22 protein-coding genes are annotated in these 18,796 nt (G+C 68.9%); 13 read left to right on the forward strand and 9 right to left on the reverse strand.

The window, feature by feature from the left end; translation table 11 throughout:
- Positions 1-41 precede the first annotated feature (41 nt).
- A complete protein-coding gene (locus MME74_RS08360; protein WP_267418342.1) occupies positions 42-542 on the forward strand; it encodes a DUF2004 domain-containing protein in 501 nt (166 codons plus the stop codon).
- A gap of 36 nt (positions 543-578) precedes the next feature.
- On the opposite strand, the gene lipA is transcribed toward MME74_RS08360, so the two are convergent.
- Together lipA and lipB are read right to left on the reverse strand one after the other, a co-directional pair.
- A complete protein-coding gene (gene lipA, locus MME74_RS08365) occupies positions 579-1,568 on the reverse strand; it encodes a lipoyl synthase (protein ID WP_267418343.1) in 990 nt (329 codons plus the stop codon).
- The gene (gene lipB, locus MME74_RS08370) at positions 1,565-2,218 is read right to left on the reverse strand and encodes a lipoyl(octanoyl) transferase LipB (protein ID WP_267418344.1); all 654 of its coding nucleotides are present in this window, start codon (positions 2,216-2,218) and stop codon (positions 1,565-1,567) included. Before lipB ends, lipA begins: the two co-directional genes overlap by 4 nt.
- A gap of 99 nt (positions 2,219-2,317) precedes the next feature.
- On the opposite strand from lipB, the gene MME74_RS08375 reads away from it, so the two are divergent.
- The 4 genes from MME74_RS08375 to ffh all read left to right on the forward strand — a co-directional run bounded on the left by MME74_RS08375 (position 2,318) and on the right by ffh (position 5,679).
- Entirely contained in the window at positions 2,318-2,905 is a 588-nt protein-coding gene (locus MME74_RS08375) for a TetR/AcrR family transcriptional regulator (protein ID WP_267418346.1), read from the forward strand.
- 65 nt (positions 2,906-2,970) lie between these two features.
- Entirely contained in the window at positions 2,971-3,603 is a 633-nt protein-coding gene (locus tag MME74_RS08380; RefSeq protein WP_267418347.1) for a hypothetical protein, read from the forward strand.
- The gene (locus MME74_RS08385) at positions 3,600-4,106 is read left to right on the forward strand and encodes an RNA polymerase sigma factor (protein ID WP_267418349.1); all 507 of its coding nucleotides are present in this window, start codon (positions 3,600-3,602) and stop codon (positions 4,104-4,106) included. The genes MME74_RS08380 and MME74_RS08385 overlap by 4 nt, the downstream gene beginning before the upstream one ends.
- A 13-nt stretch (positions 4,107-4,119) precedes the next feature.
- Positions 4,120-5,679: a signal recognition particle protein gene (gene ffh, locus MME74_RS08390; protein WP_267418350.1), complete on the forward strand. Its 1,560-nt coding sequence runs from the start codon at positions 4,120-4,122 to the stop codon at positions 5,677-5,679.
- Between the two features lie 7 nt (positions 5,680-5,686).
- Here the strand turns inward: ffh and MME74_RS08395 are convergent, their stop codons facing one another.
- Entirely contained in the window at positions 5,687-6,604 is a 918-nt protein-coding gene (locus MME74_RS08395) for an EamA family transporter (protein ID WP_267418351.1), read from the reverse strand.
- 78 nt (positions 6,605-6,682) lie between these two features.
- On the opposite strand from MME74_RS08395, the gene MME74_RS08400 reads away from it, so the two are divergent.
- Entirely contained in the window at positions 6,683-7,609 is a 927-nt protein-coding gene (locus MME74_RS08400; protein ID WP_267418352.1) for a LysR substrate-binding domain-containing protein, read from the forward strand.
- Positions 7,610-7,616: 7 nt separating this feature from the next.
- Here MME74_RS08400 and glpK read toward each other — a convergent pair whose 3' ends face one another.
- The 3 genes from glpK to MME74_RS08415 form a co-directional block, all read right to left on the reverse strand.
- Positions 7,617-9,131, reverse strand: coding sequence for a glycerol kinase GlpK (gene glpK / locus MME74_RS08405; RefSeq protein ID WP_267418353.1), 1,515 nt, complete (start codon positions 9,129-9,131; stop codon positions 7,617-7,619).
- A 40-nt stretch (positions 9,132-9,171) separates the two neighbouring features.
- Positions 9,172-9,927 carry an MIP/aquaporin family protein gene (locus MME74_RS08410; protein WP_267418354.1) on the reverse strand — a complete coding sequence of 252 codons (756 nt, stop codon included), beginning with the start codon at positions 9,925-9,927 and terminating at the stop codon, positions 9,172-9,174.
- Between the two features lie 92 nt (positions 9,928-10,019).
- Positions 10,020-11,729 carry a glycerol-3-phosphate dehydrogenase/oxidase gene (locus tag MME74_RS08415; RefSeq protein WP_267418355.1) on the reverse strand — a complete coding sequence of 570 codons (1,710 nt, stop codon included), beginning with the start codon at positions 11,727-11,729 and terminating at the stop codon, positions 10,020-10,022.
- Between the two features lie 103 nt (positions 11,730-11,832).
- On the opposite strand from MME74_RS08415, the gene MME74_RS08420 reads away from it, so the two are divergent.
- A complete protein-coding gene (locus MME74_RS08420; RefSeq protein ID WP_267418356.1) occupies positions 11,833-12,804 on the forward strand; it encodes a sugar-binding transcriptional regulator in 972 nt (323 codons plus the stop codon).
- Between the two features lie 11 nt (positions 12,805-12,815).
- Here MME74_RS08420 and MME74_RS08425 read toward each other — a convergent pair whose 3' ends face one another.
- Positions 12,816-13,967, reverse strand: coding sequence for a glutamate--cysteine ligase (locus MME74_RS08425; protein ID WP_267418357.1), 1,152 nt, complete (start codon positions 13,965-13,967; stop codon positions 12,816-12,818).
- Between the two features lie 209 nt (positions 13,968-14,176).
- Here MME74_RS08425 and rpsP point away from each other — a divergent pair, with 209 nt between their 5' ends.
- Genes rpsP through trmD form a run of 4 tightly spaced genes read left to right on the forward strand, consistent with a single transcriptional unit; the run spans position 14,177 to position 16,188 of the window.
- Entirely contained in the window at positions 14,177-14,611 is a 435-nt protein-coding gene (gene rpsP / locus MME74_RS08430; RefSeq protein ID WP_267418358.1) for a 30S ribosomal protein S16, read from the forward strand.
- 6 nt (positions 14,612-14,617) lie between these two features.
- Positions 14,618-14,848, forward strand: coding sequence for an RNA-binding protein (locus MME74_RS08435; protein WP_017830729.1), 231 nt, complete (start codon positions 14,618-14,620; stop codon positions 14,846-14,848).
- The gene (rimM, locus tag MME74_RS08440; protein WP_267418359.1) at positions 14,832-15,449 is read left to right on the forward strand and encodes a ribosome maturation factor RimM; all 618 of its coding nucleotides are present in this window, start codon (positions 14,832-14,834) and stop codon (positions 15,447-15,449) included. Before MME74_RS08435 ends, rimM begins: the two co-directional genes overlap by 17 nt.
- A gap of 19 nt (positions 15,450-15,468) precedes the next feature.
- Entirely contained in the window at positions 15,469-16,188 is a 720-nt protein-coding gene (trmD, locus tag MME74_RS08445; RefSeq protein ID WP_267418360.1) for a tRNA (guanosine(37)-N1)-methyltransferase TrmD, read from the forward strand.
- Positions 16,189-16,206: 18 nt separating this feature from the next.
- Here the strand turns inward: trmD and MME74_RS08450 are convergent, their stop codons facing one another.
- Both MME74_RS08450 and map read right to left on the reverse strand, forming a co-directional pair.
- Positions 16,207-16,800: a histidine phosphatase family protein gene (locus tag MME74_RS08450; RefSeq protein WP_267418361.1), complete on the reverse strand. Its 594-nt coding sequence runs from the start codon at positions 16,798-16,800 to the stop codon at positions 16,207-16,209.
- Positions 16,801-16,852: 52 nt separating this feature from the next.
- A complete protein-coding gene (gene map / locus MME74_RS08455; RefSeq protein WP_267418362.1) occupies positions 16,853-17,635 on the reverse strand; it encodes a type I methionyl aminopeptidase in 783 nt (260 codons plus the stop codon).
- A 110-nt stretch (positions 17,636-17,745) separates the two neighbouring features.
- Here map and MME74_RS08460 point away from each other — a divergent pair, with 110 nt between their 5' ends.
- Together MME74_RS08460 and rplS are read left to right on the forward strand one after the other, a co-directional pair.
- Complete coding sequence (locus MME74_RS08460; RefSeq protein WP_267418363.1) at positions 17,746-18,234, forward strand: MFS transporter permease; 489 nt, start codon at positions 17,746-17,748, stop codon at positions 18,232-18,234.
- Positions 18,235-18,402: 168 nt separating this feature from the next.
- Positions 18,403-18,750 carry a 50S ribosomal protein L19 gene (gene rplS, locus MME74_RS08465; RefSeq protein ID WP_017830722.1) on the forward strand — a complete coding sequence of 116 codons (348 nt, stop codon included), beginning with the start codon at positions 18,403-18,405 and terminating at the stop codon, positions 18,748-18,750.
- Positions 18,751-18,796 lie beyond the last annotated feature (46 nt).

Genomic DNA, 18,796 nt, shown 5'->3' on the forward strand with positions numbered 1-18,796 from the left:
CGGGACTACCGCAGTGAGCACGAGGCTGGTTTCATAGCGTTATGGCGATCGAACACGACTACTTCGGACTCCTGTCCTCGGGACCCGACGGCTCGATCTTCTGGTCGGAGACCGTGGAACTCGGCGACCAGAGCGTCACCGTCGATCTGACCGCTCCGGACCAGGACGACGTCTCCGCGGACGCGCTCGACATCGCCGCGAGCCTCATCGCCGGCCTGGAGGGCGTGGACGACACCGCGCGCCGTGGAATGCTCGCCGAGGTGGACGATCGCACCAGCGAGGTGACCGAGTACATCCTTCAGCAGCAGGAGGCGTACGGCGACGACCTGCCCGACGTGCTCGTGGACGTCTCGGGCGACGCCGCCGTGGACATCATCCGCTCGCTGCGCCTGATGAGCATGACGATCCTCGCGGACGAGCACGGCGGCTCCGAGCCGTTCGCGGTCCTCGAGTACGCGCTCGACGACACGTCCAGCGACGACGTCCTGCTCGTCAACCTCGGCTCGGACGGCAGGGTGCAGTCCGTCATGAGCGCCGACTGACCCCGCGTCCGACAGCAGTCCGGAGCGCGACGCTGCTCAGACCGCCTGGGCGAAGCCGAGGTCGGCGCTCTCGGCGATGTGGCTGAGGTGGTCCGGGATCTCACGACCCTTCGAGATCATCGACTGCGCCCAGAGCCGCCCCGCGCGGTAGGACGACCGCACCAGGGGGCCCGCGAGCACGCCGAGGAAGCCGATGCGCTCTGCCTCCTCCTTGAACTCGACGAACTCGGCCGGCTTCACCCAGCGCGAGACCGGGTGGTGGCGGGGCGTCGGCCGCAGGTACTGGGTGATCGTGATGATGTCGCAGCCGGCGTCGTGCAGGTCGTTCAGTGCCTGGACGACCTCTTCCGGCTCCTCTCCCATGCCGAGGATGAGGTTCGACTTGGTGATCAGTCCGGCATCGCGCGCCTGGGTGAGCACGTTCAGCGAGCGCTCGTACCGGAAGGCGGGGCGGATGCGCTTGAAGATGCGGGGCACGGTCTCGACGTTGTGCGCGAACACCTCGGGGCGCGCGTCGAAGATCTGCCCGAGGAACGCGGGATCGGCGTTGTGCTCGTTCGCCAGCAGCTCGACGCCGGTGTTCGGGTTGAGCTCGTGGATCTTCCGGACCGTCTCGGCGTTGAGCCACGCGCCGGTGTCAGGGAGGTCGTCGCGGGCGACGCTGGTCACGGTGGCGTAGCGGAGGTTCATCCGCACGACGCTCTCCGCGACGCGACGGGGCTCGTCGGTGTCGTACGCGTCCGGCTTGCCGGTGTCGATCTGGCAGAAGTCGCATCGCCTCGTGCACTGCGAGCCGCCGATGAGGAACGTCGCCTCCCGGTCCTCCCAGCACTCGTAGATGTTCGGGCAGCCGGCTTCCTGGCACACCGTGTGCAGGTCCTCGCTCTTCACGAGCGACTGCAGCGCGGTGTACTCGGGTCCCATCTTCGCCTTGGTCCGGATCCACTCCGGCTTGCGCTCGATCGGGGTCTCCGCGTTGCGGATCTCGAGGCGGAGGAGCTTGCGTCCCTCGGGGGCGGCGGTCATGCGCGGACTCCTGTCAGCTCGGTACGGGCATAGTCGGCGACGAAGGCGTCGGTCACCGCGTCGACGAGATCGAGCGGGGAGACGGCGGCGCCGACCACCTCGCTCACGGTCGTGACCCCGGCGTCGGTGATGCCGCAGGGGATGATGTCCCGGAACCCGGCCAGGGTGTTGTCGCAGTTGATGGCGAACCCGTGCATGGTGACGCCCTGCTGGACGCGCACACCGATGGCGGCGACCTTGTCCTCCGACAGGGGGCGGCGCACCCAGACGCCGCTGCGGCCGTCGACCTGATAGCCGTCCACGCCGAACGGGCGCAGGACGTCGATGAGCAGGCGCTCCAGCCGCCGCACATGAGCGACGACGTCGATGGGTTCGACGAGGCGGACGATCGGGTACCCGACGAGCTGGCCCGGACCGTGCCAGGTGATCTTCCCTCCGCGGTCGACGTCGATCACGGGAGTCCCGTCCTGGGGCCGCTCGTGCGGCTCGGTGCGCTTTCCCGCCGTGTACACGGCCTCGTGCTCCAGCAGGATCAGCGTGTCGGGTCGGCTGCCGGCGACCACGTCCGCATGGACGCGCCGCTGGAGGTCCCATCCGTCCGTGTACGGCACGGGGTCGGGGGAGAAGCCGGGGGTCAGGATGTCGAGCATGCGCAAGGCCACCTTCACGAGTAGTTGGATTGTGTCCAACAATACGCTCTCGCGTGGCTCCGGGCATCGCCGCGCCACGCCGAGCGGTAGCGTGAAGGCATGAATCCGACCGGTCGTGCCGGACGCCCCAAGGCGTCCTCGCGGGAGACGCTCGCGGAGGCGGCGTGCGAGCTGTTCCTCGAACGCGGCTACGACGCGACCTCCGTCGCCGACATCACGCAGCGCGCCGGTGTGAGCAGATCCAGCTTCTTCAACTACTTCACGTCGAAGAGCGACGTGCTGTGGTCGGGCGTCGATGAGCGCATCGACGAGGCGGCACGTGCACTCGGCGCGCTGGGCAGAGCCGCCTCGGGGGACGCGGTCCGGGGAATCCTGCTCCTCATCGTGCGCGACTTCGCGCCGGACCCCCTCGCCCTCGCGCTCCGCAATGCCCCGGCGATGGGCCTCCAGGAGGAGCTCGTCCGCGACACGGGGCTGCGGCTCGCCCGTCTCTCCGATGCGGTCTCGGCGGCCGCACGCACGGCGGGCATCGATGTGATCCGCGCCGACATCGTGGGCGCGGCGCATGCGGCGGCCGTGCTCTCGGCGCTGCGGGTGTGGGCGGAGCAGGGCGCCGGGCGCGGTACGCCGGAGGCCGTGCTGCACGATGCGCTCGGCCTGATCCACGATCTGCCCTGGTCCGATTGAGTCGCGCGGACGAAACGACGTCGTCCGGACAGGTCATGAGTGAACCCACCCCTGAGGAGGAACTCATGATCCCGGATCAGCTGGACGAGCTGCTGGACGCATCGGCACCGCCGCGCACGACGATCGAGACCGCAGAGCTGCGCGCGATGCTCTCCGAGGCACAGACCGCCGCGCAGCCGAGGCGGAGGACGCGCCGTGCGGCGGTGGTCAGCGGCGTGCTGGGTCTGCTGCTGGTGGGCGGAGCGGGCATCGCGACCGCGTCGTCGGACTGGCTGTGGAGTCCGGGGCTGGAGAACCCTGATCGCAGCTACACGTACACGGCGCCCACCTGGGGGCAGTGCGAGATCCGCTACAGCGGCTGGGACACGCACAACCCGCTGACACAGCTCCAGGTCGACCGGATCATCGACGACTGGTTCGCGAACACGGACGTCGAGGCGGCCGCGGCGCCGTACGTGGCGGAGGCCCTCGCCGCCATCGAATCCGATCAGGCTGCGTCGGACGAGGAGATCACGGATCCGCGGACGCCGGACCTGAATGCGTGGATCGCACACGATCGAGCCCTCTCCGAGGCGCTCCATGAGGAACTCAAGGCGAACGGCATCGATACCGGACGCGGGGATCTGGAGGGGGCGGAGGCTCATAGCCAGCTGCACTGCGAGTACGAGGACTGGGGCGGCGAGGGTGGCACGCCGTGACCCGGCACCCGGAGGATGCGGCGCTCATCGCCGCCTTCGAGGCGAGCGCGTCCGACCTGCTCGCCTACCTCTCGCGTCGGGTCGGCCCGGACGACGCCGCAGACCTTCTCGGCGAGACCATGGTCGTCGCCTGGCGACGCGTGCGACGGCTCCCGGATGACCCCGAGCGCGCCCGGATGTGGCTCTTCGGCGTCGCGCGCGGCACGCTGCTCAACCATGCGCGCGGCGAGCGGCGGCGCTGGGCGCTGGCGGACCGCATCCGCTCTCACGCCGGGGAGGATCTGTCGGCGGCACCCGCTGACGCCGGGGCGGACGTCCGGGACGCCATCGCACGGCTCGATCCCGAGCTGGCCGAGCTCGTCCGCCTGGTGCACTGGGACGGCTTCTCGTTGACCGATGCGGCGGAGCTGCTGGGCATCCCGGCATCCACGGCGCGTGGTCGGTATCAGCGGGCGAAGGGCGAGCTACGTGCCGCGCTGAGCATGGAGGCTCCGCTCGCGTAGAATCGACAGCACCATGGCTACCTTTGGCACGCTCTCCGATCGGCTCACCGAGACCTTCCGCAACCTCCGCACGAAGGGAAAGCTCACCGCGGCCGATGTCGACGGCACCGTGCGCGAGATCCGTCGCGCGCTGCTCGACGCCGACGTCGCGCTCGTCGTGGTCAAGGAGTTCACCGCGAAGGTGCGCGAGCGCGCGCTCGGTGACGAGGTCAACAAGGCCCTGAACCCCGCGCAGCAGGTCGTACAGATCGTCAACGAGGAGCTCGTGCAGATCCTCGGCGGCGAGCAGCGTCGACTGCAGTTCGCCAAGACCGCGCCGACCGTGATCATGCTCGCCGGCCTCCAGGGTTCCGGTAAGACCACCTTCGCCGGCAAGCTCGCGAAGCAGCTCGAGGGCGAGGGGCACACGCCGCTGCTCGTCGCGGCCGACCTCCAGCGTCCCAACGCCGTGAACCAGCTCCAGGTCGTCGCGGAGCAGGCCGGCGCCACCGTCTACGCCCCCGAGCCCGGCAACGGCGTCGGCGACCCCGTGAAGGTCTCCCGCGACGGCGTCGAGTACGCGCGCCGCCAGCAGCACGACGTGGTCATCATCGACACCGCGGGTCGCCTCGGTGTCGACGCCGAGCTCATGAAGCAGGCTGCCGACATCCGCAAGGCGGTCAACCCCGACGAGGTGCTGTTCGTCATCGACGCGATGATCGGTCAGGACGCCGTCAACACGGCCAAGGCCTTCCAGGAGGGCGTCGACTTCACCGGCGTCGTGCTGTCGAAGCTCGACGGCGATGCCCGCGGTGGCGCGGCCCTCTCGGTCGCTTCCGTCACCGGTCGCCCGATCATCTTCGCCTCGACGGGCGAACGCCTCGAAGACCTCGAGCCGTTCCACCCCGACCGCATGGCGAGCCGCATCCTCGACCTCGGCGACATCCTGACCCTCATCGAGCAGGCCCAGCAGGCCTTCGATGAGGAAGAGGCCATGAAGATGGCCGAGAAGCTCGCGACCGAGGCCTTCACCCTCGAGGACTTCCTCGACCAGCTTCAGCAGATGAAGAAGATGGGCTCGATGAAGAAGATGCTCGGGATGCTCCCGGGCATGGGGCAGATGAAGCAGCAGCTCGACGACTTCGACGAGCGTGAGATCGATCGCACCGAGGCCATCATCCGTTCGATGACCCCGGGGGAGCGCCGCAACCCGAAGGCGCTCAACGGCTCGCGCCGCCTTCGCATCGCTCGCGGTTCCGGCATGACGGTCACCGACGTGAACCAGCTCGTGCAGCGCTTCGAGCAGGCCGCCAAGATGATGAAGACGGTCGCCCGTGGCGGCACGCCCAACATCCCCGGAATGGGTCCGGTGCCCGGTATGGGACGTCCTGGCGCGTCGTCGAAGCGCGGCAAGAAGGGCAAGGCGTCGAAGGGATCCCGTTCGGGTAACCCGGCGAAGCGCGCGGCCGAGAACGCCGGGATCACCGCGACGTCGACGCCGACCGGCTCGGGATTCGGCCTCGGCGGCGGTGCCGGTCAGGCGCCGAGCGAAGCCGACCTCGCCGAGATCCAGAAGCTGTTCGGCAAGAGCTGACCCGCGCTCAGCGCGGAGCCGCCAACGCTGCGGAAGCCGTCGAGCCGTCCACCGCCGCGCGATCCCTGGCGGACGGGCGGGCGACGACCTGCCCCAGCACGAGCGCTCCGATCGTGAGGGTCAGACCGATGACCTGGACCACGGTGAACCGCTCACCCGCCACCAGCACCCCGAGCGTCGTCGCGACGATGGGGGAGAGCAGCGCGAGCAGCCCCGGGGCGATCACCGGGAGCTGCTGGATTCCGCGGAACCACAGCGTGTACGCCACGATGCCGCCCGCGGTGCCGAGCCACAGGTAGCCGAGGGCCGCCCCGGTGTCGATCTCGGACGGGATGCCCTCGATGAGCAGGGTCAACGGGAGCAGCAGGACTCCTCCCGCGGTGAGCTGCCAGCCTGCGTAGGCGACCGGTCCGACGCCGCTCGGTCGGCCCCAGCGCTTCGTCAGGATCATCCCGACTCCGGTCGCGGTGACGCCGCCCAGAGCCGCGAGGATCCCCCAGAGGTCCAGCTCCGCCGCGGGCCCGAGGACGACGAGCGCCACGCCGCCGGCACCGATCACGGCGGCCGCGGCCGTGAGCGGCCTGATCCGCTCCTGCAGCACGAGGGCACCGAGGGCGAGCACGATGAGCGGCTGGGCGCCGGCCACGGCGGCGGCGACGCCACCGGGCAGGCGTTCGGCGGCGAGGAACAGCAGCGGGAAGAACGCGCCGATGTTGAGCGCGCCGAGGGCGAACGCCTTCCACCACCAGGCACCGCGGGGGAGCCTGCGCGTGACGACGACGGCGAGGAGGCCGGCGGGTAGAGAACGGAGCAGCCCGGCGAAGAGGGGGTGCCCCTGAGGGAGCAGCTCCGTCGTGACCAGGTAGGTCGTTCCCCACGCGATGGGGGCGAGCGCGGTCAGCAGCACGAGCGTGAGGCGGTTCATCCCTCCAGCCTGCGCGCGACACAGGGATGAGTCCAACGCATGCTTGTCACGCTGACCATGAACTGAAACCATGAATGCATGGAACTCCAGCAGCTGCGGTACGTGGTCGAGGTCGCCGACACGTCGAGCTTCACGCGCGCCGCGGAACGGTGCTTCGTCACCCAGTCGGCGCTGAGTCATCAGATCGCCGCCCTCGAGCGCGATCTCGGCCAGCGTCTGTTCGTGCGGTCGAGTCGCAGCGTCCGCGTGACGGAAGCAGGCGAGGCGTTCCTCGTGCACGCCCGCACAGCGCTCCGTGCGGCGGACCAGGCGAAGGAGGATGCCGCGGCTGTCGGGGGCGCGGTGATCGGGACTCTCCGGGTCGGGGTCATCCCGACGGTGACGGCGATCGACCTCCCCGCGGCTCTGGTCGCGTTCCGTGCGGCGCACCCCCACGCGCGGGTCGAGCTGCGGATGGGGAACAGCGACGAGCTGGTCACCGCGCTCCGACAGGGGGCGCTGGATGTGGCTCTGCTCGGCCTCCGCGCGGGACTCACCCCGACCGGCGTGGCTTCCCGGGCGCTCCTCCGCGACCGCCTAGTAGCCGCCCTGCCGCCCGGCCATGCGCTCGCGGAGACCGGCGCGATCGGACTGGCGGACCTCGCGGGGCTGACCTTCGCGGACTTTCCCGCGGGCACATCGGGGCGCGCGCAGAGCGATGCGGCGTTCGCGTCCGCCGGTCTCACGCGCGACGTGGCCTTCGAGGCCGACTCGGCGACGCTCATCCTCGGGCTGGTCGAAGCCGGACTCGCGGTGACGCTGCTCGCGCCGGGGACGGTCGCACGAGCGTCCTTCGCCGTCGCGACCGCCGAGGTGCGGGACGGGCCGGAACGGGTGGAGCACCTGGCATGGGACCTCGCGGCGCCGCGGAACGTCGCACGCGCCTTCCTCGCGGTCATCGACCGCCTCGGGCCCGAGAACGCGGAAGCGGGTCCGGAGGAGACCTCCGGACCCGCTTCTGCGTGATGTCAGGTCACTTCACGTCTTCGTCGACCCAGTCCATCGACTTCGTGACGGCCTTGCGCCACAGACGCAGCTGACGGTCGCGCTCGTCCGCCTCCATCGACGGCTCCCAGCGCTTGTCCTCCTGCCAGTTGGCGGACAGGTCGTCGAGGCCGTTCCAGAACCCGACGGCGAGACCGGCTGCGTAGGCCGCACCGAGTGCCGTCGTCTCCGCGACGACGGGGCGCACGACCGGGACGCCGAGGACATCGGCCTGGAACTGCATGAGCGCGTCGTTGGCGACCATGCCGCCGTCGACCTTGAGCTCGGTCAGATCCACACCGGCGTCCGCATTCACCGCGTCGAGCACGTCGCGGGTCTGGAAGGCCACGGCCTCCAGGGCGGCGCGCGCGATGTGGTTCTTGTTCGCGTAGCGGGTGAGACCTACGATCGCGCCGCGCGCGTCCGGACGCCAGTACGGCGCGAACAGTCCGGAGAACGCCGGGACGATGTAGACGCCGCCGTTGTCCTCGACCTGCTCGGCCAGCTTCTCGACCTCGGGGGCAGAGGAGATGATGCCGAGCTGATCGCGCAGCCACTGGATGAGCGATCCGGTGACGGCGATCGAACCTTCCAGCGCGTAGTGCGTCGGTCCGTCGCCGAGCTTGTAGCCGACGGTGGTCAGCAGCCCGTTCTTCGAGTGGACGATCTCCTCGCCCGTGTTGAAGATCAGGAAGCAGCCCGTGCCGTAGGTGTTCTTGCTCTCGCCGGTCTGGAACGCGGCCTGTCCGAACGTCGCGGCCTGCTGGTCGCCCAGGATGCCGGCGATCGGCGTCTCGCGCAGCAGCGAGGAGCTCTCCGCGGTGCCGTAGACCTCGGAGGAGGAGCGGATCTCCGGCATCATCGAGCGCGGCACGCCGAACGCCTCGAGGATGTCGTCGCGCCATTCCAGCGTCTCGAGGTCCATGAACATGGTGCGCGAGGCGTTCGTGACGTCCGTCGCGTGCACGCCGCCGTCCGCACCGCCCGTGAGGTTCCAGAGAACCCAGCAGTCGGTGGTTCCGAAGAGCAGGTCTCCGGCTTCCGCCTTCTCGCGGGCGCCGTCGACGTTCTCCAGGATCCAGGCGATCTTCGTGCCCGAGAAGTAGGTCGCGAGCGGGAGCCCGACGACCGGCTTGAACCGCTCGACGCCCCCGTCGGCCGCGAGGCGGTCGACGATCTCCTGCGTACGGGTGTCCTGCCAGACGATCGCGTTGTAGATCGGCTTGCCGGTCTTCTTGTCCCACACGACGGCGGTCTCGCGCTGGTTCGTGATGCCGACCGCGGCGATGTCGTGTCGCGTCAGGTCGGCGCGACCGAGGGCCAGACCGATGACCTCCTGCACGTTGCGCCAGATCTCGGCGGCATCGTGCTCCACCCAGCCGGCCTTGGGCAGGATCTGCTCGTGCTCCTTCTGCCCGGTCGCGACGATGCTGCCCTTCTTGTCGAAGATGATCGCGCGGCTCGACGTGGTTCCCTGGTCGATCGCGATGATGTAGTCAGCCACTTGTGCTCTCCTTTGAATTCCAGTGCGGATGGGGCGTGCGTCAGCCGGCGAGGCCGAGCAGCACGGGTGCGGCGAGTGCGGCGATCACACCACCGATGAGCGGACCGACGACGGGGACCCACGAGTAGGACCAGTCGCTGGCACCCTTGCCCTTGATCGGCAGGATCGCGTGCGCGATGCGCGGGCCGAGGTCACGGGCGGGGTTGATCGCGTAGCCGGTCGGGCCACCGAGGGAGGCACCGATCGCGACCACGAGGAGGGCGACGGGAAGGGCCGTGAGCGGTCCGAGGCCACCGGGAACGCCGACCTCGATGTCGCCGTAGTCGGCGAAGGCGAAGATGACGAACACCAGCACGAACGTGCCGATGATCTCGGTGACGAGGTTCCAGCCGTAGGAGCGGATGGCGGGCCCGGTCGAGAAGACGCCGAGCTTGTTGGCCGGCTCCGGCTCCTCGTCGAAGTGCTGCTTGTAGGCGAGCCAGACCACGATCGCACCGATGATCGCACCCACGAGCTCTGCGGCCGTGGCCGTCAGGAACATCACGAACGAGATCTTGCCGGCGACCAGGAGGCCGATGCCGACTGCGGGGTTGAGGATCGCACCGGAGTACGCGGAGACGAGCACACCGGCGAAGACGGCGAGACCCCATCCCCAGTTGACCATCAGGAAACCGCCGCCGAAGCCCTTGTTCTTCGCCAGCGCGACATTGGCCACCACGCCACAACCGAGCAGGATCAGCATCGCGGTGCCGACGAGTTCGGAGAGGAAGTAGAGACCGAGATTCACATCAGCCATGTCTTCTTTGACCTTTCTTGTGTGTCGGGGCCCCTCTGCCCCGACACTTTATGGGGGTTGCACCGCGAGGAGGGCGGCAGTCCGAAGTCCTGTCAGCCGCGGGTGCGGGACGGGATATCGAGTCCGTGTCGTTCGTTCAGCAGCTGCCGGGTCTGGTCGAGCTCGGCATCGTGGCGCGAACGGTCCCAGCCGAGCATCGGCGCGAGGGCGTCGGCGATCTCGTCGAGCACCTCGGCGTCCGCATTGCCGGTGAAGGCGATGCTGGTGCGGCGCAGGACCACGTCCTCGAGGCGCGCCACCAGTTCGTTCTGCACCATCCACTCGAGCTCGCGCGTCGAGAGGTCGCCGCCGGCGAGCGGGGCGTCCGCTCCCTGCTCGACGTACTCCCACACCTGCGCGGCGCGGGTGCCGTAGCGGGCGAGCAGGCGCTCGGCCCGTGCTCCGGCTCCGGGCAGGTTCTCCTGGATCCAGATGCGCTTGGCCTTCTCGGTACGCGGGAAGTCGCGGCCGCCGCCGATCGCGCGTCCCGCCGTGGAGACGGTGCGGGTGCGGTCGATCAGCCCCAGGACGACGTCCGAGAGCGACTCGCCGAGCGCGCGGAACGTCGTCCACTTGCCGCCGACGAGGCTCACGAGCGGGACGGCGCCCTTCTCGTCCACCTCGACGCGGTAGTCGCGGGAGACGAATCCGGGTGCCGTGTCCTCATGACGCGGCAGCGGGCGGATGCCCGAGAACTTGTACACGATCTGGTCGCGTGCGACCGGGATCGTCGGGAACACGTGGTGGATGAGATCGAAGAAGTAGTCGACCTCCTCCTCGGTGCACACCGGCACCTCGCGAGGGTCGGCGTCGATGTCGGTGGTGCCGACCAGGACGCGGCCCTTGAGCGGGTAGATGAGCACGATGCGGCCGTCGGAGTGCTCGAAGAAGATCTCGCGGCCCTGCGTGGCCTCGAGGAGCTCCGGGTGGTCGAGCACGATGTGCGAGCCCTTGGTGCCGCCCATGAAGCGGGTGTCCGTGCCCAGGGCGTCGTTCGTCAGGTCCGTCCACGGGCCCGAGGCGTTCACGACGACGTCGGCCTGCACCGTGAACTCGGTGCCGCTCTCGCGATCGCGGAGCACGACCTTGTCGCCGTCGCGGGCGATCGCCTCGACGTAGTTCAGCGCGTGCGTGCCGGGGTGTGCGGAGCGGCCGTCCTGCAGGACGTCCAGCGCGAGACGCTCGGGATCGTGCATGGAGGCGTCGTAGTACGTCGCGGTGTACTTGATCTTCGGGTCGAGCGAGGGCAGCTCGGCGAGCGACTTCTTGCGACCGAGGAAGCGGTGGCGCGGGACCGTGCCGCCGTCACGGGAGAACGTGTCGTAGATCGTGAGGCCGACCTTGATGAGGAACGCGCCGCGCTCCTGCGGCTTCCCGCTCTTGTGCGTGAGGAAGCGCAGCGGGGCCGACAGGATGCCCGAGAACGTCGAGTAGATCGGGATCGTGGTCTGCAGCGGCTTGACGTAGTGCGGGGCGATCTTGAGGAGGCCGTTGCGCTCCTCGACCGACTCGCGCACGAGACGGAACTCGCCGTTCTCCAGGTAGCGGATACCGCCGTGGATCATGTGGCTCGATGCGGACGACGCGCCGGACGCGAAGTCGCCGCGTTCGACGAGGACCACGTCGACTCCCTGCAGAGCCAGGTCCCGGAACGTGGAGATCCCGTTGATCCCGCCGCCGATGACGAGGACGCTCGTGCGTCCGGATTCACGAACCGCGCGAACCTCCGCGCGCTCCGCTGACGAGTGTGTCGAATCGATCATCGTCGACCCTCTCTTCCTTGCTTGCCAACCAGCATCGACCTGTGTGGCATCCCGCGCAAGCCCACTGCACATATGTGCAAGGATCGAGGATGAGGAGGTCGTCATGGCCGGTCAAGGTGCGGAATCGCGCGACAGCAAGCTGATCGCGGCGCTCACCGCCGCGCAGCTCTACTACATGCAGGACAAGACGATGGAGGTCATCGCACAGGAGCTCGGCACGTCGCGATCATCCGTGTCGCGCCTGCTGAGCTTCGCCCGGGAGAGCGGCCTGGTCGACATCCGCATCAATTCTCCGCTGGAGCGCCTCGGCATGCTCGAGCAGCGCATCCGCGACCGTCATCGGGTGGCTGCGCACGTGGTGCCGATGCCGGAGATCCTGAGCGAGGTCGAGCGGCTCGAGCGCGTGGCGCTCACGGCCGGGCGGCTGCTGTCGCAGTTCGTCGACTCGAACATGGTGATCGGTGTGGCCTGGGGATCCACCATCAGCGCCGTCAGCCGTGGACTCACGCAGAAGGAGACGCACAACACGACGTTCGTCCAGCTGAACGGGGCCGGGAACACGCAGACGACAGGGGTCGAGTACTCGAGCGACATCCTGCAGCGATTCGGGAGCGCGTTCGGTGCACAGGTGCAGCAGTTCCCCGTCCCCGCCTTCTTCGACGACCCCGCGACGCGCGAGGCGATGTGGCGGGAGCGCAGCACCAGGCGCGTGCTGGATCTGCAGGCGAAGATGGACGTGGCCGTGTTCAGTCTGGGTTCGCCCGCCGCCGAGGTCCCGAGCCGGGTCTACGTGGGCGGCTACCTCGGGCGGGACGACTACCGCAGCCTCCGTGAGGATCACGCGATCGGCGACGTCGCCACCGTGTTCTTCCGATCCGACGGATCCTGGCGTGACATCCGCGTCAACGCGCGAGCGACCGGGCCGGGCCTGGATCGTCTGCGCCGGGTGCCGCGTCGGGTCTGCGTCGTGTCCGGCATCCCGAAGCTCGTGAGCCTCCGCGCCGCGCTCTCAGCGGGACTCGTCACCGATGTGGTCCTGGACGAGGGGCTGGCGAGGCGCCTGGTCGAGGACTGAGCGAGGGTCCGCTACGCCTCGTCGGTCGAGGACTCGGGGCCGGAGCGGAACTCGCGGATGAGGTGCTGCACCACGGCCGTGAGATCGCCCGCGGTGGCATTGGCGATCACGAGCTGCCGCTCGTAGCTCGCTCCGTTCTCGAGGGTCGTGGCGTTGCCGCCGAACTCCCGCACGCAGCCGAGCTCGACGGCGATGGGGGCGAGTTCCTCGATGACCTCGGCGAGATGTTCGCGTACGGGGCGCTGTGCGCCGGCGGCGTCGACGATCACCCGCGCATCGAGTCCGTAGCGTGCGGCCCGCCACTTGTTCTCGCGGTGGAACCAGGCCGGGAGCTCGGGCAGCGTCCGCCCCTCGTCGAGCATGCGGGAGAAGTGCTCCACCAGAACCTGGACGAGCGCCGCGACGGACGCGAGCTCGGGGAGGGTCGAGAGGCCGTCGCACGCGCGCACCTCGATGGTGCCCCAGCGGGGAGCGGGGCGGATGTCCCAGCGGACCTCCGTGGCGTCGGCCATCACCCCGGTGCGGACCATGTCGTCGAGGTACGACTCGTACTCGGACCAGTCGCGCAGCGGCCAGGGGAGGCCCGCGGTCGGGAGCTGCTGGAACACCAGCGCGCGGTTCGACGCGTAGCCGGTGCGCTCGCCCGCCCAGAACGGGCTCGATGCCGAAAGTGCCTGAAGGTGCGGCAGGAAGGCGGAGAGGGCGTTGATGATGGGGAACACCTTGCGGTGGTCCTCGACGCCGATGTGGACGTGGATGCCCCAGATCATCATGTTGCGCCCCCACCACTGGGTGCGCTCGATGAGCGTGTGATAGCGAGACTTGTCCGTCACCTGCTGGTCGTACCACTGGGCGAACGGGTGGCTGCCCGCCGAGAGCAGCTCGATTCCGGCCGGATCCGTCGCCGATCGCACGGCCGTGATCGCGTTCGCGATGTCGTCGACGGCGTGCGCCACCGAGTCTCCGATGCCGCTGGTGACCTCGATCGTGTTGGTGAGCAGCTCGCCCGTGACCGTGTGGCGCTCATCGGCGCTCTCGGCTTCGAGGGCGGCGAGCAGTTCGGGGGCGCGCCCCACCAGATCACCGCTCACGGGATCCGCGAGCATGATCTCCCATTCGAGGCCGACGGTGGAGCGGGCCGAGGAGGCGAACTCGAGTTTCACCCGCACAGTCTGGCATGCGCATGACGCGACACGGGAACGGCCGTGTCTCCACGTTTCGCGCCTGGCGCGCGCATCTGGCAGAATAGAGGGTCGGACGGCTGCTCGACCCTCTATCCAGCTTTCGTCCACACTCATTTGAGCTTCCGCCGGGTGTGCACCCCACTCTCCAGGCGATCAGTTCGTTTCCTTCCACACAATTCAGGAGAATCGTGGCTGTCAAGATTCGTCTCAAGCGCCTGGGCAAGATCCGTGCGCCGTACTACCGCATCGTCGTCGCCGACTCGAAGACCAAGCGCGATGGTCGCGTGATCGAGGAGATCGGCAAGTACCACCCCACCGAGGAGCCCTCGTTCATCGAGGTCGACTCCGAGCGGGCGCAGTACTGGCTCTCCGTCGGCGCGCAGCCGACCGAGCAGGTCGCCGCCATCCTCAAGATCACGGGTGACTGGGGCAAGTTCAAGGGCGACAAGGACGCGAAGTCCACGCTCAAGGTCGCCGAGCCGAAGGCACCCTTCGAGATCGACGCGTCCAAGAAGTCCGTCGTCAAGCCCAAGGCGGAGAAGAAGGTGGAGGCTCCCGCTGAGGAGGCTCCCGCCGCGGCCGACGCGGAGGCCGCTGAGGCTCCCGCCGCAGACGCAGAGTAATCCGTCGTGCTCGCCGCCGCGCTCGAACACATCGTCAAGGGGATCGTCGATCACCCGGAGGATGTCCGCATCAACGAATCCACTTCGCCGCGAGGCGACCTCCTCGAGGTGCGCGTGCACCCCGATGACCGTGGACGCGTGATCGGGCGCGGCGGCCGCACCGCGAAGGCCCTTCGCACCCTCGTCAGCGCTCTCGCTGACGGGCGTCGGGTCCGCGTCGATGTCGCGGACGACTGACGTGGTGCCGAAGGACCGAAACCAGGGCAAGAACCAGCTCCGTGTCGGGCGCCTCGTCAAGGCGCACGGTCTCAAGGGCGGTCTCAAGCTCGAGCTGTACACCGACAATCCCGAGGGCCGTTTCACCCCCGGTGCTGGATTCACGTTGCAGGTGCCCGAGGCATCTCCGTGGCACGGCAAGGAGATCACCGTCCGCGAGTATCGCGTGATGAACGGCAACCCGGTCGTCTTCTTCGATGACGTCGACGACCGCGATGCCGCCGACAGCCTGGTCCGCGCCATCCTGTGGATCGATCAGGATGCGGACGAGGTCGAGGATGACGCGTGGTTCGACCACCAGCTCGTCGGTCTCGATGTGGTCCGCGACGACACGGTCATCGGCCGCGTCGTCCGCGTCGAGCACTTCCCCGCGCAGGACCTGCTCATCGTCAAGGCGGGCGAGAACGAGGTCATGGTCCCGTTCGTCGCGGCCATCGTGCCGACCGTCGACGTGGCGGCCGGACGGGTGATCGTGACCCCGCCGCCCGGGCTGTTCGAGGAGCTTCCGGGCGCCGCGGACACCGAGTCGCCGTCGGGTTCCGACGCCGACGCGTCCGAGTGACCGCTGGTACGGTTCCTCCGTGCGCATCGACGTCCTCTCCATCTTCCCGTCGTACTTCGACGGTCTGACGCTCTCCCTGCTCGGGAAGGCCCAGGAATCCGGGATCATCGACCTCCGCGTCCGCGACCTGCGGGACTGGGCGTTCGATCGTCATCGCACGGTGGACGACACGCCCTACGGCGGCGGTGCCGGCATGGTGATGAAGCCCGAGCCGTGGGGTCTCGCACTCGATGAGGTCGCGGGGTCGTCGAAGGATCAGGGTGCCGAGCGCCCGACCATCATCTTCCCGTCTCCGGCGGGGGAGGTCTTCACGCAGAAGACCGCTCGTCAGCTGGCCACCCGCGAGCACCTCGTCTTCGGCTGCGGTCGCTATGAGGGCATCGACGAGCGGGTGTTCGAGTACGCGGCGGACCTCGGCGAGGTGCGGCTGATCAGCCTCGGGGACTACGTACTCAACGGGGGAGAGGTCGCCACCATGGCGATGATCGAGGCCATCGGCCGGCTCATCCCCGGGGTGGTCGGCAATCCGGAGAGCCTCGTCGAGGAATCCCACGAGGACGGCCTGCTGGAGTACCCGTCGTACACGAAACCGGCGTCGTGGCTCGATCGCTCCGTGCCGGATGTGCTGCTGAGCGGAAACCACGGCGCGATCGCGCGCTGGCGTCGCGAACAGCAGCTCGAGCGGACGCGCCGCCGCCGGCCCGACCTGCTGGCGGGGGACGAAGCCCTTCCGTCCTGAGCCCACGCAGGCCTCTCTTCAGAGCATCCGCTCCCCGGTCCGGTCGATCTCGAAGACCACCCCGTGCGGATGCCGCAGACCGAGCGCGGTGGGGGAGTCCAGGCCGCGGAGCTCCGCGCGCAGCATGCGTCCGATCATCTCGTGGCTCACCAGCAGGGGCACGCCGTCGGACGACCATCCGCAGCTGCTGAGCGCCTTGCGCGCACGAGCCCGCGCCTGGGCATAGCTCTCTCCGCCCGGAAACGCCCATCCGTAGCGATTGGCGGCGCGCTCCTCGCGGGCGGTGGGATGGAGCTCGTCGATCTCCTCCCAGGTCATCCCCGCCAGCTCGCCATGGTCCACCTCGGCGAGATCCGGCACCTCGATGACGTCGGCCCCGAGGCGCTCCGCGATGATGACCGCCGTCTGCATGGCCCGGCCCAGGGGACTGGTGCACACCGTGAGGATCCCGCGGTCGGCGAGCCGCTCCGCGATCTCCCGGGCCTGTGCCACGCCCCGGTCCGTGAGCGGAGAGTCGAGTTGCCCCTGCAGTCGACGCTCGAGGTTCCAGGCCGTCTGCCCATGCCGAGCGAGGAACAGTCGCTCCGGCACGTGACGGTCCTGCGGGATCATGCACTCAGAATGGCATACGCCGCCGGTCGCGGTCTCCTGCCGGAAACCGCCGTCAGTCGACGCCGAGGAAGGACCGGTCCGTCAGGATGATGGGTCCGTCGTCCGTGATGGCGATCGTGTGCTCGGAGTGTGCACCACGGGAGCCGTCGACGCTGCGCAGCGTCCAGCCGTCCGGGTCGGTCACGAGCTCGTCGGTCGTCGCGAGGAACCAGGGCTCCAGAGCGAGGACCAGGCCGGCGCGCAGCGGGAAGCCCCGGCCGGCGCGGCCGTCGTTCGGCACGTGCGGATCCCCGTGCATGGTGCGACCGACGCCGTGTCCGCCGAAGTCGGTGTTGATCGAGTAGCCCTCGCCGTGGGCGACCGCGGCGACGGCCGCGGAGATGTCGCCGATGCGGTTGCCGACCGTCGCGGTCTCGATCGCGGCGGTCAGGGCGCGTTCGGTGGTGTCGATGAGGCGGAGGTCCTCCTCGCGCGCGGTGCCGACCACGAACGAGACGGCGGAGTCGGCGACCCAGCCGTCGACGGAGACGGCGAAGTCGAGCGTGACGAGATCGCCGTCGCGCAGTGAGTAGTCGTGGGGGAGCCCGTGCAGCACGGCGTCGTTGACGGAGGTGCAGATGACCTTGCCGAACGGACTCGCGCCGAAGGAGGGGTGGTAGTCGATGTAGCAGGACTCCGCCCCGGCCTTGCGGATCATGTCGTGCGCGCGGCGATCGATCGAGAGGAGATTCGTCCCGACCTTCGTCTCATCGCGGAGCGTCGCCAGGGTCTCTGCGACGAACCGGCCGGCGGCGCGCATCTCTTGGATCTCGGCAGGGGTGCGCAATTCGATCATCGGGTGTCCTCTCGTCCCCTCCATTCTCCCTGATCGGGAGGGGACGATCCCGCCGAGCGCTCTCAGCGAACACCGGGTTCGGCGCTGGACGGTCGTCGTACGATCGGGGCATGTGGTTGCGACAGGCCTTCTTCCGCTGGCTCCTCCCGGCGGCCTTCCTGCTGCCGCTGTGGCTGCTCATCGGATGGGGTGTCTTCCAGGGCGGCTGGTCGATCCTCTGGGTGCTGCTCATCGCGATGCCCTCCGTCTTCCTCGGACAGCTCCTGCTCACGCTCCTCACCCGTTCCCGTCCGTCGGTGCGCATCGAGCGCGCCGTGTCCTGGTGGGACGTCGCCGGGTTCAGCGTCTGGCACGGTCTCACGATCGCTGTCGGCTTCTTCATCGACGGGGTGTTCCCGTGGCTGCTCACCGGAGCGATCGTCGCGGGTATCGGTCTCGTCTGGCTGCAGATCTGGCAGCTGTGGAACGAGGCCAGGGGCAGCGGGACGCGTCTTCGCGAGACCATCTCGTGGTCGACGATCCCCACGGTCGACGAGCCGGCGCCGCCGACGCGCGCACACGAGGTCATCGTGGTGCGGGAGACCGACATCCGCGACTGAGGTCCCGTTTTGGCCGGGCGCGGCATCCATGGCAGAATGGATGATTGTGCTGTGACCGGCTCTGCCACAGGGGAGCCCGCGGACGCGTCAGCTCCGTACAGCTCAATCCTCTTCTTGTTCCTTTGAAAACATGCATGCGACCTGTGGCGGGTGCAGAGAGAGACGATCATGCAGATCCTCGACGCCGTCGACGCGGCTTCCCTCCGTTCGGACATCCCGGACTTCTTCCCCGGTGACACCGTCAAGGTGCACGTCAACATCACCGAGGGCAGCCGCTCTCGTATCCAGGTCTTCCAGGGCGTCGTCATCGGCCGCCAGGGCGACAGCGTGCGCGAGACCTTCACGGTCCGCAAGATCAGCTTCCAGGTGGGCGTCGAGCGTACCTTCCCCGTGCACTCCCCGGTGATCGACCACATCGAGGTCGTCACCCGCGGTGACGTGCGTCGCGCGAAGCTCTACTACCTCCGCCAGCTCCGTGGCAAGAAGGCGAAGATCAAGGAGAAGCGCGACCGCTGACGCGCAGGTTCTCCACAGCACCCCAGGACACGATGTCCTGGGGTGC

The organism is Microbacterium oxydans (genome assembly GCF_026559675.1).
GTDB classification, from domain to species: domain Bacteria; phylum Actinomycetota; class Actinomycetes; order Actinomycetales; family Microbacteriaceae; genus Microbacterium; species Microbacterium oxydans_D.